Raw genomic sequence first — 14,134 nt, forward strand, 5'->3', positions numbered from 1 at the left:
CCAGTCGAAAGCTTGCTGGCGCTCCGCTGCCGAGCGATCGCGGCCGGGGTGCCGCGCGCTTAGTTCGCCGGGCGGGCAATGCCGATCAGCCGGGCCGCGCGGGCGAGATCGGCCGGCCTGAACGCGTGACCGCCATCGAAGAGACAGAGCTCGAGCAGGCGGCCCACGGCTTCGTTCAGGCGGGCGCAGGCGAGGTCGCCCTCGCGGACGGCAGGGCCCGGATGGATGCCGTCGGGGCCCGCGATCAGCGCGAGCGCCGCTATGACATCGCCCTGCCGGGCGTCCTTGATGGGGCGGCCATGCAGCGGCACCATCTGGTCGTCGCGGCCGTGGAAATGGATGAGCTTGCCGGCTGGCGCCGGGCATGTGCCGGGAAGGGGGGACCAGAAGGTGCCCGACAGCGGCGCGAAGCCGGCGAACGCGGTGCCGCGATGGCAGGCGAGGTGCCAGGCCATCATCGCCCCGGACGAGAATCCCGCCACCATGATGCGCGAGGGATCGATCGGAAACCGCGCAACGATATCAGCGGCAAGCGCGTCGAAATACGCAAGCTCGTCGACGTCATCTAGGGCATCGTCGCTGGGGATGTTGGGAATGTTCCACTCCGGCCCGGCGGCCTGCGCCGCGACGAGTGCGACGCCAAGCTGGGCGGCCAGCGTGGTCACCCCCGGATTGCTCATGACCCCCGCGGCGTCGCCTCGATAGCCATGCGCGAAGATGATCGCGCCCACCGGATTGGCGGCGTCGGCCCCGGGCGGGGCGACGATACGGTAGCTGCGGTTACCGAGCGGGCAGTCGCTGTCGAGCCCGCATGCGAGCGCAGCGGGCGCCGCCAGTGGCGCGAGCACAAGCGCGCCGAGACAGGCGTGACGGGCGGCGGCGAGAAGACGGCCGGTCGGTGCGCTTAATCGCATGGTGCTGTTTCCTCGCCATCGAACACAGGCCGCTCCCGAACGCAGTATAGCGCGAAAGGGCGGCCAGTGGGGCGTGTGCGCCGCAGTCCGGTCGCCGCGGCACGTCGTTGGCGGTAGCCCGTCGGGCGGCCCGCGCCGCCGAAGGTGCCTCGGCTCTGGACAGCGGGACGCCCGAGGTCATAGACCATGCGGCCTGATCACCGCAGCCCACGGCCTTAGAACATGACCGAGCATTCCCAGAAGATTGTCCTTGTCACCGGTGCCTCGCGCGGGCTGGGCTTTGCTGCGGCGCGCGCGCTGGCCGGCGCCGATACGCATGTCGTCGCGCTGGCGCGCACCGTTGGCGGGCTGGAAGAGCTCGACGACGCCGTCCGCGCGGCGGGCGGCGAGGCGACGCTGGTGCCGCTCGACATCACCGACGACGCGGGCCTCGCACGGATGGGCGCGGCGATCCACGGGCGCTGGGGGAGGGTCGATACTTGGCTGCACACGGCGGTTTTCGCGCCGCCGCTGTCGCCAGCCGAGCACATTCCCGAAAAGGACTTCGACAAGTCGCTGGCGGTGAATGTGCGTGCCTTCCAGCGGCTGCTGCGCGTGATCGACCCGCTGCTGCGCCTTGCGCCGCGGGGCATGGCGCTGATCGCGGCGGACGACCGAACGGGCACGAAGTTCCATGGCGCCTATGCCGCGACCAAGGCCGCGCAGTCGGCCATCACGCGGGCCTGGGCGGCCGAGGCGGCCAAGTGGATCACGGTCGCCGAGGTTGTCCCACCGCCGATGCCGACGGCAGTTCGGGGGCGGTTCTATCCCGGCGAGAACCGAGCGAAGCTGGCGTCGATCGACGCGGTGGCGGAAAGACTGGTCGCGCGGCTTGAGGCGCCCGTCGCCGCCGGCGAGCGAATCGTTCTCTGACGATTGCCGGCGCGACGTTCGCCTTCAGCAGGGCTGGGTCCGACGATCGCGCGAGCAGAATGCGAAAGGGCCGCGCCGGGAAGGCGCGGCCCTTTGCGGGTTCCGTGCGAGGCGATGCCTCAGCGGGGCTCCTCGCCCTCGTCGCCGGCAGCGGTGCCGATCTCGTCGAACAGCTCGGAGATCTCGAACTCGGCCTCGGCCTCGGCCTCGGCGCGAAGATCCTGGATCGAGCGGCCCGACGCCTGGAGCTCGGCTTCCTCGACCGAACGGGCGACGTTCACCGAGATGGTGGCGTCGACCTCGGGGTGCAGCACCACGCGGATCTGGTGCAGGCCCAGTTCCTTGACCGGGCGGTCGAGGCGGACCTGGCCGCGATCGACGCTGAAGCCGGCCGCGGTGGCGGCGTCGGCGACGTCACGGGCGGTGACCGAGCCGTAGAGGGCGCCGGCCTCGGAGGCCGAACGGATCACCACGAAGCTCTGGCCGTCGAGCTTCTCGGCGACCTTTGCAGCCTCGGCCTTGAGCTCGAGGTTGCGGGCCTCGATCTGGGCGCGCTCAGCCTCGAAACGGGCGAGGTTGGTCTTGGTCGCGCGCAGCGCCTTCTTCTGCGGCAGCAGGAAGTTGCGGGCGAAGCCGTCCTTGACGTTCACCACCTCGCCGATCTGGCCGAGCTTCTCGACGCGTTCGAGCAGAACAACTTGCATGATCAGCTCCTCCTCACTTCACGGCGTAGGGCAGGAGCGCGAGGAAACGCGCGCGCTTGATCGCGCGGGCCAGCTCACGCTGCTTCTTGGCCGAGACCGCGGTGATGCGGGACGGCACGATCTTGCCACGCTCGGAGATGTAGCGCTGCAGCAGTTTCACGTCCTTGTAGTCGATCTTCGGCGCATTCTCGCCCGAGAAGGGGCAGGTCTTGCGGCGGCGGAAAAACGGTTTGCGAGCCATGTCTCTCTCCCTCCTCTCGATCAGTCGCGCCGCGGGCCGCGCGGGCCACGGTCACCGCGGTCGCCCCGGTCACCCCGGTCGCCGCGCCGGTCGTCGCGACCGGACTTGGACTGCACGACGGCCGAGGGGCCATCCTCGTGCTCGTCGATCTTGATGGTGAGGGTGCGCATGACATCCTCGTGGATGCCCATCAGGCGCTCCATCTCGAGCACCGCCGCCGAGGGGGCGTCGAGGCGCATGAAGGCGTAGTGCCCCTTGCGGTTCTTGTTGATCTTGTAGGCGAGCGTGCGCAGGCCCCAGTACTCGGTGCCGACGACCTTGCCGCCATTATCGGCGAGAACCTGGCCGAACTGCTCGATGAGCCCTTCGGCCTGCGCGTTGGAGAGATCCTGACGCGCGATGAAGACGTGCTCGTAGAGAGGCATCCGTCCCTATCCTTCCATGTCGGGCGCGCTTCAAAATGCGGGGCGTCCTCTCCCGAACCCGCATACGAGAGGCGACGCGATCGCTTTCTTCACCGGGAGAAGTCGCGCGTATAGCGCCGTTGCCCGTCTTGCGCAAGGCCGGGGGTGGCGCCCCGGGCGAAGGGCGCGTGCCGCGCGGGGTAAGCCGGGAACGTCCGGCGGGCGCTTGGCTACCAGGGGGTAACCCCCTGCGTCGCCCAGACGTCCACGAAATTCTCCCGGTTCGGCATCACGACATCCGGAAGGGTCTGGGCGCTCATGGCATCGCCTTCGCCGATCACGCCGTTGCGGCTGAGGATGAAGGCAGTCAGCGCATAAGCCTCGGCATCCGAGAGCGACTTCGGCTCGTCGAGCGGCATGGCGCGCCGGACGTAGTCGAAGATCGTCGTCGCATAGGGCCAGTAGCGGCCCGCGGGCTTTGCCCAGACGTCATTCGGCCCCACGGGTGGCATCACCGGCCCCTCGACACCGGTCGCGCCGTGGCAGAGCGCGCATTTCGCGGCGTAGATCCCGGCGCCCTCGGCGGCAGTTCCGCTTCCCGCCGGGAGGCCGCGGCCGTCCGGCATCACGTAGGTCGCGTAGAACGGGATCTCGTCGGCGGCGAGCGGCGCGCCCAAGCCCGGCCCCTCGGCCGCGGCCAGATCCGCGAGCGAGACCACGAGAGCGGTCGCGATGAGGCTACGCATAGACATTTTGCACCATCCCTTCGGGCGTCACCTGCCAAGGCTGGATCGCGTTGTAGTGGAGGAAGTTCGACGGGTCGTATTTCGCCTTCCAGGTCGACCGTGTCGGCTGGACGGCACCCGTCGCGTCTTCGGCGCGGCTCATCAGGAGCGCGGGCGCCCCCTCCCATTGCCAGGGCAGGCGAAAGCGCGTCAGCGCCCTCGGGTGCACGGGTCCGGAAAGCTCGGCCTCGGCCCAGCTTGCTCCGCCATCGGCCGAAATCTCGACCTTGCGGATCGGCCCGGCGCCAGACCACGCGATCCCCGAGATCTCGTAGAAGCCGGGGCCGCTCATCGTCATCGTCGCCGACGGGTGGGTGACGAGGGACTTGACCCCCATGGCGAAGGTGAACTTGACCGACGAGCCGTCGGCGAGGATCTCGGTATACTCGCCCGACTCGTCCTTAGTGTGCGCCGGGGCATCCGTTACCCAGAGGCTGGTGATCCACTTGACGTTCATGTTGCCCTCGAACCCGGGCAGCAGGAGCCGCATGGGATAGCCCTGTTCGGGCCGGATGCGCTCGCCGTTCTGATAAAGGGCGATGAATGCGTCATCCATCAGCTTCTCGACCGGGATCGACCGCGCGAGGCTGGGGGCGTCGTTGCCGACGGCCAGAACCCAGCGGCCCTCGGGCCGGATGCCGGCCTCCTCGAGCAGGATGCGCACAGGGACGCCCGTCCATTCGCTGTTCGACAAGAGCCCATGCAGCATGTCGCAGCCGGCCTGCATCGGCTCGGGCATTACCGCGTTGAAGAAGCTGTTGCCGGAGCACTCCAGGAAATGGACGGCGGAGACCATCGGGTAGCGCTCGAGCGCATCGAGGTCGAGCCGGATCGGCCGGTCGACCATCCCGTGGATCATCAAGCGGTGGCGAGCGGGATCGAGATCGGGTCTACCGCCGTGATGCACCTCGAAGTGCAGGCCGCTCGGCGTGATCGTGCCCCGAAGGCGGTGATGCGGCGTCCCGGAGAAGCTGAAAGCCTGCGCGAGCTCGCCGAACGGCTCGATGATCGCGCGCTGGACGTCCGCCTCCTGCTCGGCTGGCATGCCGTATCCGCGCGCCCGCGCGCCGGCGACCCGCACCCATTCGGGAATTTCGGCCTCGGCCCGCGCGCGTTCCGGCATCGCGAGGTTCGCGAACCCCGCAGCGCTGCCGGCCGCGGCACCGCGCAGCAGCATTCGACGGCTGAGAAGCCCTCCGCCAGCCGCAAAGTCCGGTTGCGGCGGCAATACTGATGAGTTGGTCATTCGATCGCCCCTCTGATTGGCAGATGCTGCTCGGATCGGGGCCTCGGTGGCGGCATGGTGCGCCGCCTGCCAGAACTTACCACAGATCGGCTTGGGGGCGAAGGATGGCGGCCGGTTGTGGCGCGTGCGGGCAATGCGTCTCGTCCCGTGGGACGGGCGGCGGGTCTGGCGGATGCGGCGCTCGGGGCCGGCCCTCGCATCCGGCCCGAATGCCAAGGACCGGCGGCTTTCGGGGTCGATGACGGCCTTTGGCCCCGTTTGCTGCGTCGAACCGGGGTGCCGCCGCCCCGCATTCCTTGACATCCGCCCGGCGCCCGCGCAGGAAGCCGGCTTACGCGACAGAATGATGAATCGGGGGAGACATGCGCGCTTTCACCTTTCCCGGGCAGGGAGCACAGGCTGTTGGCATGGGTCGCGACCTTGCCGAGGCCTATCCTGCGGCCCGCGCGGTGTTCGACGAGGTCGACGAGGCGCTGGGCGAGAAGCTGAGCGCGGTGATCTGGGAGGGCCCGGCCGAGACCCTGACTCTGACGGCCAATGCGCAGCCGGCGTTGATGGCGACCTCGATCGCGGCGATGCGCGCGCTGGAGGCCGAGGGCGTCGGCATCGGCGCGGCGAGCTTCGTTGCCGGCCATTCGCTGGGCGAGTACTCGGCGCTGTGCGCAGCAGGCGCGCTTGGCCTTGCGGACACCGCGCGTCTGCTGCGCATCCGCGGCGAGGCGATGCAGAAGGCGGTTCCCGTCGGGGTGGGCGCGATGGCCGCGCTGCTGGGCCTGGATTTCGCGACCGCGCGCGCTGTGGCCGAGGAAGCGGCGCAGGGCGAGGTCTGCCAGGCGGCGAATGACAACGACCCGGCGCAGGTCGTCGTCTCGGGCCACAAGGCGGCGGTCGAGCGTGCGGTCGAAATCGCCAAGTCGAGAGGCGCGCGGCGCGCGGTGATGCTGCCGGTGTCCGCACCCTTCCATTGTGCGCTGATGCAGCCCGCTGGCGATCGCATGGCCGAGGCGCTGGCGGGTGTCAGCATTGCCAAGCCGGCGGTTCCGGTCGTTGCCAATGTTCGCGCCGAGGGCGTGAGCGATCCCGAGACGATCCGGGCGCTGCTGGTCGAGCAGATCACCGGCTCGGTCCGCTGGCGCGAGTCGGTGAGCTGGATGGCCGCGCAGGGCGTCGGCGAGCTGGTCGAGATCGGCGCGGGCAAGGCGTTGAGCGGGATGGCCCGGCGCATCGACAAGGAACTGGGCACCGCGGCGGTCGGCACGCCCGACGAGGTGAAGGCCTTCGCGGCGGGCGCGAAGGGCTGAGACCTCCGCTGGGGAGGCGCGCGTCACGCGACGCGATGGCGAGGCAAGTCAGGAGGCGGGGATGTTCGATCTGAGTGGAAAGTCGGCGCTGGTCACCGGCGCGACGGGCGGGATCGGCGGCGCGATCGCGCGGGCGCTGCACGCGCAGGGGGCGACCGTGGGCCTCTCCGGGACGCGCGCGGGCGCGCTGGAGGAGTTGGCAGCGGAACTGGGCGAGCGCGCCCATGTGCTGCCCTGCAAGCTGGATGACGCCGCCGCCGTCGAGGCGCTGCCCAAGCAGGCGAGCGAGGCCATGGGCGGCCTCGACATCCTGGTGAACAATGCTGGCATCACCCGGGACAACCTGTTCATGCGCATGTCGGACGAGGAATGGGCGCAGGTGCTGGAGGTCAACCTGACCTCGGCCTTCCGGCTGAGCCGGGCGGTGCTGCGCGGGATGATGAAGAAGCGCTGGGGCCGGATCATCGGCATCACCTCGATCGTCGGCGTAACCGGGAACCCGGGGCAGGGCAACTATGCCGCCGCCAAGGCCGGCATGATCGGCATGTCGAAGAGCCTGGCGGCCGAGGTCGCGTCGCGCGGGGTCACGGTGAACTGCGTGGCGCCGGGCTTCATCGAGACCGCCATGACCGACAAGCTGAACGATCAGCAGAAGGAGAAGCTGCTGGTCGCGATTCCCGCCGGCCGCATGGGCACGGCGGAAGAGATCGCGGCCTCGGTGGTCTATCTCGCCTCGGACGAGGCGGCGTATGTTACCGGCCAGACACTGCATGTGAATGGCGGGATGGCGATGATCTGAGGCGCCCGGGCCGCGTGGCGGCGCGTTGAAATCTGAATTTGCCATGCGCGACCTTTGTGCTAAGGAGCGCGTGGGCCAGACCCGGGGACCGCGATGCCGGTGTGCCTTGGGGGAATGATACGAGCAAGAGAAGGGGCCAACCGGCCCGAGGGAATGCAAGGAGCGAACATGAGCGACATCGCGGATCGCGTGAAGAAGATCGTCGTCGAGCATCTGGGCGTCGAGGAGGACAAGGTCGTCGAAGCGGCGAGCTTCATTGATGACCTGGGCGCGGACAGCCTCGACACGGTCGAGCTCGTGATGGCGTTCGAGGAGGAGTTCGGGATCGAGATCCCCGACGACGCCGCCGAGAGCATCCAGACCTTTGGCGACGCCGTGAAGTTCATCACCGAGAAGTCGGCCTGACCGACAACGGCTGCGATGCGGCTTGGGGCGGCATTCGGGCGACCGGGTGCCGCTTTGTGTTGAAGTCCCGTCGGGGGCTTGGATAGAGTGCTGCGCGCTGTCCAATAGGCAGGAGCGCGCGGCGTCAGAGGATCATCTCGGGGAGAATAGGGATGCGTCGGGTTGTGGTCACCGGGCTGGGCATGGTCACGCCGCTTGCCTGCGGGGTCGAGGAGACCTGGTCGCGGATTCTGGCGGGCCAGTCGGGTGCGAACCGCATCCAGCATTTCGACGCGAGCCATCTGCCGTGTCAGATTGCCTGCGAGATCCCGCTGGGCGACGGCAGCGACGGCACGTTCAATCCGGATCACTGGCTGGCGCCCAAGGAGCAGCGCAAGGTCGACCGCTTCATCACCTACGCCCTGACGGCGGCCGAGCAGGCGGTGACCGATGCCGGGTGGAAGCCCGAGGACGAGCACGAGCGCGAGCGCACCGGTGTGATGATCGGCTCGGGCATCGGCGGCCTCGAGTCGATCGCCGAGGCGGCAGTGACGCTGAAGGAGAAGGGGCCGAGGCGGATATCGCCGTTCTTCATTCCCGGCGCGCTGATCAACCTGTGCTCGGGTCAGGTGTCGATCAAGTATGGCTTCAAGGGGCCGAACCACGCGGTGGTGACTGCCTGCTCGACCGGCGCGCATGCCGTCGGCGACGCGTCGCGCATGATCATGCTGGGCGATGCCGACGTGATGATCGCGGGCGGCGCCGAGAGCCCGATCTGCGAGATTGCCGTCGCCGGCTTCTCGGCGTGCAAGGCGCTCTCGACCGGCTACAACGAAACGCCGGAGAAGGCGTCGCGGCCCTATGACCGCGGGCGCGACGGCTTCGTCATGGGTGAGGGTGCGGGAATTGTCGTGCTCGAGGAACTGGAGCACGCGCGGGCGCGCGGCGCCAAGATCTATGCCGAGGTGATCGGCTACGGCCTTTCGGGCGACGCCTATCACATCACCGCGCCGGCGCCCGACGGCGATGGCGGCTTCCGCGCGATGAAGGCGGCGCTGCGCAACGCGATGCTGGAGCCATCGGCCGTCGATTACGTGAACGCGCATGGCACCTCGACGCCGCTGGGTGACGAGATCGAGCTGGGCGCGGTGGCGCGGCTGCTGGGCAACCACGCGAGCCGGGTCACCATGTCGTCGACCAAGTCGGCCACCGGCCACCTGCTGGGCGCTGCCGGTGCGATCGAGGCGATCTTCGCGATCCTCTCGATCCGCGACCAGGTGGCGCCGCCTACGCTCAATCTCGAGGACCCTTCGGTCGACACGCCGATCGACCTCGCGCCGATGGCAAAACGCGAGCGCGAGATCAACGTGGCGCTGTCGAACAGCTTCGGCTTCGGCGGCACGAACGCGACGCTGATCTTCGGCAAGGCCGCCTGAGCGCGGCGATCCAGCGACCCGGAGGGAGCGCCGAGGCATGCGGCATCTGGCGGCGAATGTCCTGAGCATCCTGATCGTTCTGGGCATCGTGCTGGTGGGCGCGGTGTTCTACGCCCAGCATGCGTACCGCGCGCCGGGGCCGCTGGAGGCCGACCAGATCTTCGTCGTCGAGCGCGGCATGAGCTTGCGCCGCGCCTCGGAGCAGCTGGAGGCCGAGGGGATCATCACGGACGACCGGCTCTTCCGGCTGGGTGCGCGCTATTCCGGGCAGGCCGAGGCGCTGCGATTCGGCGAGTACATGGTGCCGGCGGGGGCCTCGATGTCCGAGGTGCTGGCGCTGATCACCTCGGGGCGCACGATCACGCACAAAGTCACGGTGGCCGAGGGGCTCACCAGCTGGCAGATCGTCGAGCTGTTGCGCGAGGTCGATGTGCTCGAGGGTGAGCTCGATGACGTGCCGCCCGAGGGGTCGCTCGCCCCGAACACCTACTTCGTCCATCGCGGCGACACCCGCGCCGAGGTGCTGGCGCGGATGCAAGAGGATCAGAAGGCGATTCTCGACGAGGCCTGGGCCGCGCGCGCGCCGGGTCTGCCGTTGTCGAGCGCCGAGGAGGTTCTGATCCTCGCGTCGATCGTCGAGAAGGAGACGGGGGTGCCCGAGGAGCGCGGCCGTGTCGCCTCGGTCTTCGTCAACCGTCTGAAGAAGGGCATGAAGCTGCAGTCCGACCCCACGATCATCTATGGACTGACCGAGGGGAAGGGGCCGCTTGGCCGCGGGATCCGCAAGTCGGAGCTCGAGAAAGGCACTCCCTACAACACTTATGTGATCGACGGCCTGCCGCCGACACCGATCGCCAATCCGGGGCGCGAGGCGATCATGGCGGCCGTTAACCCGGATGAAACCAACTTCCTCTATTTCGTGGCGGACGGCAGCGGCGGACACGCCTTTGCGGAGACGCTCTCGGATCATAACCGCAACGTTCAGCGTTGGCGGCAGATTGAGCGTGAACGCCAGCAAAATCAAAATGATGCGGCGAAAAATTAGTATAATATGTGAGGTTTTCTCTTGACCCTGCGCGCGGTCTGAGATAGAGATACAGGCAAGCTGGGAACAGTGTCGAAAACGGGCCTCGTCGGGGCCCGTTTTCGTTTTCCGGGCAGCGGCAACTCTGACAGCGGGATCAAGCGACAGCTCGGCGGAGGGTGGCAAGCCTTCCCGGCGCCGTGGTGTGCGCGACGCCGGGGACCGGAGAGCGTTCTTGAAGCTCTCGGTTTGGCGGTGCCAAGCGATGCCGTGGCCCGACAGAATTCCCGCGCGGAAGCGTGGCGGAGACCAGCCGCGGCAGAACGCCGGTGCCGGAGACCTGCGGAACGGGCGATGCCCGGGCCGCGACTGACGATCCGGGACAGCGGGCGGAAAGGCCCCGGCCGGAGCACCCAACACAACTGACAACAACACGGAAAGGCGACGAACGTGGACACGATCGGGATGACCGGTCGGCAGGTCCGCGCGCGCTGACGAGTCGACTGAGGTGCGGTCGACACTGAGGCATGCACGCAGGATCTTTGCCGACCTGGCGCGGGAACTGGAGGCCGAGACGGATCGGCTCTGGGGCGTGGCGCGCGACGAAGGGGACGAGGCACGGCTGAAGCTCGTGCTCGACCTGGCACAGCGCACACATAAGGCGTTCCAGACGGTGAACGAGATCGAAGTGAAGCTGATCAAGGCCGAGGACATTGCCGTCCCCGGCCGCAATGTCATCGACCTGGAGGCTGCACGTGCGGAAATCGCGCGCCGGCTCGATCGCCTCGCTGCCTGAGGCGGCGCGGCGAGCGTTCTTCGAGGGAATCTCGGAGAACGCGCTCGCCGCGATGCCATGGCTTTGGGAGATTTGGGCACATCCAGACTATCAGCTCGCTCCAGAAGGGGGCTGGCGGATTTGGGTGATCATGGGCGGCCGCGGCGCGGGAAAGACGCGCGCCGGGGCCGAGTGGGTCCGGGCCCAGGTCGAGGGGCCGACGCCGCAGGCACCCGGGCGCTGCCGCCGCGTGTGCCTGCTGGGCGAGACGATCGATCAGGCCCGGGCGGTGATGGTCGAGGGCGAGTCCGGGATCCTGGCGGTGACCCCGCCGGATCGGCGCCCGACGGTCAATCTGAGCCAGGGCAAGCTGCTCTGGCCGAACGGTGCGGAGGCGATGATCGCCTCGGCCGCGAACCCCGAGGCGCTGCGCGGGCCGCAGTTCGATTGCGCCTGGTCCGACGAGACAGGTTGCCCCGCAGTCGATCTGGGTGCAAATGCTCCGAACCTGTTCCTCGACGGGCGAAGCTCGGAAAGTGCTTTGCCCTTCGGATCCCGCGGCGTGCGCGACGAGGAGATGCAGCGCCGTTTTCTGCAGGCAAAGCTGGGTTACTGGGCTGATGCAGAGCTCAACCCGGTGTCCGAGCTCTATGACGGGGCGATGATCCCGGCGGAGCGCGTATTCGTCTGGACCTGGGACGCACGGCCGTGGCCCGACTTCCCGGTGCGCGAGAGCATCTGGGCCGACGGCCCCGCGCACCGCGTGGGGCACTGGATCACCGGGCGCGTCTTGTCCGGGAGCCTCGCGGATGTCGTCGCCGAAATCTGCGCGGCAAGCGGGGTCACGACGATCGATGTCTCGGCTCTCTTCGGTGTGGTTCATGGCTACCTGATCGAACGTGCATCGACCGTGCGTGAGGCGCTGCAGCCACTGATGACGGTCTACGCTTTCGATGCGTTCGAGAGCGGCGGCGTGTTGCGGTTTCGAATGAGAGGCTCGGCAAGCGATGCCGAAATTCGCCCGGATGGCATGGCCGACGGGGCCGAGGCTGGACGAGCGCTCGAGATCGTGCGCGACAGCCGGGGTGCAGAGCCGGATCTCGTTCGGCTTTTCCATGTCGAGGCCGAGAGCGACTATCGGCATTCGGCTGTGGAAAGCAGGCGGGCGGGAACTGGCCAGGCGAGCGTCTCGGAAACGTCGCTGTCACTGAGCCTGCCGCGTGCCATTGCGCAAGGTGTGGCGGACAGGTGGCTTGCGGAGAGCGACGGCGGGCGTGTTCGAGCGAACTTTCGGCTGCCACCCTCGGCACTGGCAGTTGAGCCTGGCGATGTCTTGTCCATCGCCGAGAGCGCAGGCACGCGGTCGTGGCGGGTCGAACGCCTCGTCCAGAACAGTGGTCTGGAGATTGAAGCCGTTCGTGTCGAGCGCGGCTTGTACATGCCGGGAAGCGCGGCGGGCGAACCAGCCGAGCCACCGTTGTCACAGCCGCCGGGGCCGGTCGAGGCGGTATTCCTGAATTTGCCGATCGCTGACGGGACGTCGCGTGACCATCGGCCATTTGTTGCAGTAAGCGCGGAGCCCTGGGCGGGCGACATGGCTCTCTACCAGTCGCGCGATGGTGAGAGCCAGGAACTCGTTGGCCGGATTTCGCGGCGCGCAAGGCTTGGGATGACTCTCGAGCCATTGCCTCCCGGCGATCCGGGGCAGTGGCATCGAACGAGCTTCGCCGTAGCGCTGACGGACGGCGCGATCTCGTCCGAGCCGGCAGCACGAGTTCTGAATGGAGCGAACCTGCTTGCCGTAGAAGCCTTTCCGGACACTTGGGAACTGATCCAGATCCGCGATGCTGTTCTTGAGGGGCCGGGCGTATACCGCATGGGCATGCTCTTGCGCGGCTTGCGTGGCACCGAATGGCTGTCGGCGACCGAGATTCCAGCCGGCCGCCGCGTGGTGGTCGTGGACGATGCCCTGTTCGAGATACCACTGAGCATCGATGAGGTCGGCCTGACACGTGAGTATCGGGTCGGCCCCGCTCGCTTCGGGTTCGCCAACCCGAGCTTCTCGGTTCTTTCGGGTCGTGCCACGGGAGTGGGGTTGAGGCCCTTTGCCCCTGCAGGCCTGCGCATTCGACGCGGCGCGGGCGGCCTCGATATCCGCTGGCACCGGCGGACGCGCCTTGGTGGGGACAGCTGGGATCTTGTCGAGGTGCCGTTGGGCGAAGCGTCGGAGCAGTATCGAGTCAGAATTCACCAAGGGGGTGTGCTGCTGCGCGAAGCGAGCGTCACGTCGCCAAGTTTCACCTACACGAACGAGATGCAGGCCGAAGACGGCCGATCCGGATCAATCGAAGTCGCAGTTGCCCAGGTGTCCGCAGTGTTTGGGCCTGGGCCAGAGAGGGTGATCGAGATCGATGGCTGACACGCAAATGATGGGATTGGGACTTCTGGAAGCTGCGCAGGCACAGAAGCATGTGACGGTCAATGAGGCGCTGGCTCGTATCGATGCGTTGGCTGCCCGGCAGGTGTTGTCGGCTGACGTCGCAATTCCCTCTGCCGCGATGGTGGACGGGGATCGATTTCTCGTACCAAACGGGGCGGCCGAGGAGTGGGCAGGCCAGGACGGGCGCATTGCATTTCGCGTCAACGGGGGATGGGAGTTCGCCGAGCCCTGGACCGGAATGCGGGTTTTTGACGTATCGACCCGCGCGTGGCTCACATACGATGGCAGCAGCTGGCGGCGGGAGGTGTCGGCGCTGTCAGTATCTGGGGCAGCAACGTTCTTCCGTATCGTCGAGATCGAGCATGATGTCACGGCAGGCGCGACCTCGGTCACTTCGCCGGTGCTTCCCGACAAGGCGCTCGTGCTCGGGGTCACGGGGCGCGTCGTTCAGGCGCTGAATGGCGTCTCAAGTTGGGCGCTGGGTACTGCTGACGGAATCGATCGGTATGGAAACGGGATCGGAGCGGCCGCGGGCTCCTTCGCGCATGGTGTCAGCGGTACGCCCGTCACATATTTTGGCGCCACGTCGCTCGTGCTCACCGCCGAGGGAGGAAGCTTCGCCGGAGGCCGGGTGCGGCTTTCGGTTCACTTCATCGAACTGGCGCCGCCCGGCTGATGCGCTCAGGCGTTGCCTGCGTCCCCGCGAGAACCTATGTGCGCAAATGTGCAGGGTGCATCGCGGGGCCCGATCATGTAGGCTCCGCACCGA

The 14,134-nt window shown here is 67.9% G+C and carries 15 protein-coding genes; 9 read left to right on the forward strand and 6 right to left on the reverse strand.

From position 1 onward, the window contains the following. Positions 1–59: 59 nt before the first annotated feature. The gene (locus H0I76_RS00630) at positions 60–914 is read right to left on the reverse strand and encodes an alpha/beta hydrolase family esterase (RefSeq protein WP_200605691.1); all 855 of its coding nucleotides are present in this window, start codon (positions 912–914) and stop codon (positions 60–62) included. A gap of 222 nt (positions 915–1,136) precedes the next feature. On the opposite strand from H0I76_RS00630, the gene H0I76_RS00635 reads away from it, so the two are divergent. Further along, entirely contained in the window at positions 1,137–1,826 is a 690-nt protein-coding gene (locus H0I76_RS00635) for an SDR family NAD(P)-dependent oxidoreductase (protein WP_200605692.1), read from the forward strand. A gap of 119 nt (positions 1,827–1,945) precedes the next feature. On the opposite strand, the gene rplI is transcribed toward H0I76_RS00635, so the two are convergent. The 5 genes from rplI to soxC form a co-directional block, all read right to left on the reverse strand. Beyond that, on the reverse strand, positions 1,946–2,530 hold the full coding sequence (rplI, locus tag H0I76_RS00640) for a 50S ribosomal protein L9 (RefSeq protein WP_200605693.1): 585 nt from the start codon (positions 2,528–2,530) through the stop codon (positions 1,946–1,948). A gap of 13 nt (positions 2,531–2,543) precedes the next feature. Then, entirely contained in the window at positions 2,544–2,771 is a 228-nt protein-coding gene (gene rpsR, locus H0I76_RS00645; protein WP_200605694.1) for a 30S ribosomal protein S18, read from the reverse strand. Positions 2,772–2,791: 20 nt separating this feature from the next. Next, the gene (gene rpsF / locus H0I76_RS00650) at positions 2,792–3,196 is read right to left on the reverse strand and encodes a 30S ribosomal protein S6 (protein WP_200605695.1); all 405 of its coding nucleotides are present in this window, start codon (positions 3,194–3,196) and stop codon (positions 2,792–2,794) included. 209 nt (positions 3,197–3,405) lie between these two features. Next, the gene (locus tag H0I76_RS00655; protein WP_200605696.1) at positions 3,406–3,927 is read right to left on the reverse strand and encodes a c-type cytochrome; all 522 of its coding nucleotides are present in this window, start codon (positions 3,925–3,927) and stop codon (positions 3,406–3,408) included. Next, positions 3,914–5,206, reverse strand: a complete 1,293-nt coding sequence (gene soxC / locus H0I76_RS00660; RefSeq protein WP_200605697.1) for a sulfite dehydrogenase — start codon at positions 5,204–5,206, stop codon at positions 3,914–3,916. Before soxC ends, H0I76_RS00655 begins: the two co-directional genes overlap by 14 nt. A gap of 362 nt (positions 5,207–5,568) precedes the next feature. Here soxC and fabD point away from each other — a divergent pair, with 362 nt between their 5' ends. The 8 genes from fabD to H0I76_RS00700 all read left to right on the forward strand — a co-directional run bounded on the left by fabD (position 5,569) and on the right by H0I76_RS00700 (position 14,041). Continuing rightward, the gene (gene fabD, locus H0I76_RS00665) at positions 5,569–6,507 is read left to right on the forward strand and encodes an ACP S-malonyltransferase (RefSeq protein ID WP_200605698.1); all 939 of its coding nucleotides are present in this window, start codon (positions 5,569–5,571) and stop codon (positions 6,505–6,507) included. Positions 6,508–6,568: 61 nt separating this feature from the next. Next, on the forward strand, positions 6,569–7,306 hold the full coding sequence (fabG, locus tag H0I76_RS00670) for a 3-oxoacyl-[acyl-carrier-protein] reductase (protein WP_200605700.1): 738 nt from the start codon (positions 6,569–6,571) through the stop codon (positions 7,304–7,306). A 168-nt stretch (positions 7,307–7,474) separates the two neighbouring features. Beyond that, entirely contained in the window at positions 7,475–7,711 is a 237-nt protein-coding gene (locus H0I76_RS00675) for an acyl carrier protein (RefSeq protein WP_200605702.1), read from the forward strand. Between the two features lie 152 nt (positions 7,712–7,863). Further along, positions 7,864–9,126, forward strand: a complete 1,263-nt coding sequence (gene fabF / locus H0I76_RS00680) for a beta-ketoacyl-ACP synthase II (protein WP_200605704.1) — start codon at positions 7,864–7,866, stop codon at positions 9,124–9,126. Positions 9,127–9,163: 37 nt separating this feature from the next. After that, entirely contained in the window at positions 9,164–10,171 is a 1,008-nt protein-coding gene (gene mltG / locus H0I76_RS00685) for an endolytic transglycosylase MltG (protein WP_200605706.1), read from the forward strand. Between the two features lie 487 nt (positions 10,172–10,658). After that, a complete protein-coding gene (locus H0I76_RS00690) occupies positions 10,659–10,946 on the forward strand; it encodes a hypothetical protein (RefSeq protein WP_200605707.1) in 288 nt (95 codons plus the stop codon). Then, positions 10,906–13,344 (forward strand): phage tail protein, encoded by a 2,439-nt coding sequence (locus H0I76_RS00695; RefSeq protein ID WP_200605710.1) that lies wholly within the window; start codon positions 10,906–10,908, stop codon positions 13,342–13,344. The genes H0I76_RS00690 and H0I76_RS00695 overlap by 41 nt, the downstream gene beginning before the upstream one ends. Next, the gene (locus H0I76_RS00700) at positions 13,337–14,041 is read left to right on the forward strand and encodes a DUF2793 domain-containing protein (RefSeq protein ID WP_200605712.1); all 705 of its coding nucleotides are present in this window, start codon (positions 13,337–13,339) and stop codon (positions 14,039–14,041) included. The genes H0I76_RS00695 and H0I76_RS00700 overlap by 8 nt, the downstream gene beginning before the upstream one ends. The last annotated feature ends 93 nt before the right edge of the window (positions 14,042–14,134 follow it).

Origin of the sequence: Thermohalobaculum xanthum (assembly GCF_016623495.1) — a bacterium.
Classification (GTDB): domain Bacteria; phylum Pseudomonadota; class Alphaproteobacteria; order Rhodobacterales; family Rhodobacteraceae; genus Thermohalobaculum; species Thermohalobaculum xanthum.